Raw genomic sequence first — 2,416 nt, 5'->3', positions numbered from 1 at the left:
CGGAAAAGTGGACTCGCATCCTGTCTCCCCGACCACTTTTCAAATAAAGCATTGAAATGAAAACCGCTTTCATCGGTTCGGTGAGGCAGTGGTGCACATAGTGTATCACATACGGTTTCACCGGGCTCCTTTCTGGAGACCCTTCAATGCCCAAAGTCCCCTTCACCATGCGTCGCTCAGGCCGCTACTACTTCCGCGAGCGTGCGCGTTGGCAAAATGGCAATGATGTCACAGCCATAGTATCACTGGAGACCTGCTGCGCGCAGGAAGCCCGGATTCGCGGCGCCGCCCTGTCGGCGCATTTCGAGAAGGTGAAGCAAGCCGTGAGTGCCTATTTCAATCTCGACCGCACACTCGAGCCAGAGATGCTCAAGGGGCTGTTCGAGACCGAACTGCGCACCTGTCTTGCACAGCTTATCGACAAGTTTCACGACCCTGCCACCGACCCGCAATCACTGGTGCGCCTTGCCCGCACCCATGCCAGCGCCTTTGATCTTGCGCAGCGTCCAGGCACGATTGTCGAGCTGACCGACGAACACCGTCGCAAGCTTGCCGCTGCCGGGCATGATGAGTGGGCGATCGAGGAGGTCGCTTGCGAGCTCGACCAGTATTGCAACCGCGATCTTATCGCGGACGACATCATGGAGATCATGGCCGAAAGCCTCGGGGTCGAGCCCACCCCTGCCGTGATCGGCCGCCTGAAGCACATCCACTTGCTGGCGATGTCCGAAGCCAATCGGCTCGCCGCTCATTTCCTTGATGAGGATGTGCAGTCAGCCTTTGACCAGCAGGAAGCCCTGCTCGCCAAGCGGCGCAAGAATGGTGAACCCCTCACCTTCGCGCCGCCAGCACCTGCGTCTTCTGCACCTGGGACACCGCCATCAGCTGTCCCCGCCCTCCCCAGCTTGGCAGCGCTGGAAAGCCAGACGACCAATCCAGGCGCGGTCGAGCAGCCCGAATGTGTGTTCCAGACCTATCACGCCGCGCGCTTCAGCGAGGTCATCCCGCGCATTCTCAAGCTTGCCCGGCTTGCCGGGCACTGGACGCGCGGCCTCGGGCAGTATGAGCGGGTGCTGCGCACCTTCGCCTGGATCACCGGCGACAAGCCGCTTGGCGACTACAACCATACCGATGTCGCCAAATACAAGAACGCCCTCTTGCAGATGCCGAGCGACTGCCGCCCTGCCAAGGATTTCAAGCGGCCCTTTGAGGAGGTAGCCCAGACCTTCCAGCTCGATCGCCACAACACGCGCTCGATCAACACGGTGAGGCGCGACCTGTCCTATATGTCGACCGCCTATGACATCCTTGCCGAAAATGAGTGGGCACCCAAGCTTGCCAACACCAAGGCGCTGGATTTTGCGCGGGTCAGGTTCGGCAAGCACAAGAAGGTCTCGGCCAAGACCGCGCGCCCTGTGTGGACCGTCAAGCACATGGAATGCCTGTTCACCGCACCAATCTGGACGGGCGGCGGCGGGCACTTGAAGCGCCTTGATGAAAATGCAGGCAGCGAGGTCTATCACGATGCGGCCTACTGGTTGCCGCTGCTGCTTTATTATACACACGCCACCGTCAACGAGGTCGGCGGGCTGCGCACCGACGAAGTGCACATTGACGATGTGACCCCCAGCATCGTGATCAAGGACAATGATGTGCGCGCCGAAGATGGCGTTGATGGCGGCGAGAAGAACGAGAACCGTGGGCGCATGGTCCCGCTTCACCCCGAGATCATGCGGCTTGGCTTTGCCGATTACGTGAGAGCGATCAGGGACGAGGGGCGCCGGGAGCTATTTCCCGAACTCTACCTCAATGACGCGCGGGTCGGTGGTCATAAGTTCCGCAACATCGCCTGGCGCCATATGTCCGACTGGATTGCCCTGCACATGACGATCCCCGAAAACCTCATTTCGGGCAAGAAGGCAGATATGCATTCGATCCGCTCGCTCGGCTCAAGCTTCTACGCACAGGCCGATGTGCCCGATTTGATGCGCGCCGACATTATGGGCCATGCCCGCAAGGGCACCAACGCCCTGCATTATTCCAAGCGGGTCGAGACGCATGGTGTGGCCCAAGTGCTGGCGGAATATCGCGCCTTCATGGTCAAGCAGATTGATGTCGCAACGAGCGATCTGCGCCCCCGCCCCGTTCGACTACTCCCGCTTCGCCATCGTTCGCGCACTGGCAAGCCGAGGCTCAGATTGAAGCAGGAAAAACGGATCACACCCGTGAGGGCCGCGCTGAAAGTGGAGGGACTGCGCGGCCTGATCTGGGACAAAGCTGCCAACCGGCACAGCGTGCCTGAACGACTGATTCCGCCGAAACCGGCGGTTCGTGAAACACCGAGGATAGCGCTGGCGAAGCCTACAAGTGGTCGGTTAGAGCGACAGCATKTTCAATCGTCTGACCTGCAGACATC

1 protein-coding gene is annotated in these 2,416 nt (G+C 60.2%); it reads left to right on the top strand.

The features are described from left to right. Positions 1–167: 167 nt before the first annotated feature. The coding region (locus tag SOQ14_RS14410; protein ID WP_322898799.1) for a site-specific integrase at positions 168–2,416 on the top strand (2,249 nt) is incomplete at its 3' end.

The organism is Erythrobacter epiphyticus (genome assembly GCF_034653295.1).
In the GTDB taxonomy this organism is placed as follows: Bacteria; Pseudomonadota; Alphaproteobacteria; order Sphingomonadales; family Sphingomonadaceae; genus Erythrobacter.
The sequence above is the reverse complement of the archived record's forward strand: the minus strand, read 5'-3'. Positions and strand labels throughout refer to the sequence as shown.